This window comes from Streptococcus sp. HMSC071H03, from assembly GCF_001813035.1.
Lineage (GTDB): Bacteria > Bacillota > Bacilli > Lactobacillales > Streptococcaceae > Streptococcus > Streptococcus anginosus.
This window is the reverse complement of sequence record NZ_KV811156.1, coordinates 1-222: the sequence shown is the minus strand read 5'-3', so window position 1 is coordinate 222 and position 222 is coordinate 1. Positions and strand designations below refer to the sequence as shown.

Annotated in this window: 1 protein-coding gene; it reads left to right on the top strand. The window is 37.4% G+C overall.

The window, feature by feature from the left end:
* A partial coding sequence (locus HMPREF2887_RS03675; RefSeq protein ID WP_148131465.1) for an SspB-related isopeptide-forming adhesin occupies nt 1–222 on the top strand: 222 nt, incomplete at both ends.

The window sequence follows — 222 nt, the reverse complement described above, 5'->3', positions numbered from 1 at the left end:
AAGATTACATCAAGGCAAAAGGATTGCAAATCGACGGTGAATTTGCCGTAACAACTTCAGATGATCCAGTTGCTTACACAAACAACTATGTCTTGAAAGGTATCAACCTCAAACTGATCTTCCCAACAACGGTTAAGAAAGACATCAAGGATGCTAGCAAGTACGATAACAAAGCTTATCAAATTGATTTTACTGGTATCCATGATACAAACCTTGTAACCA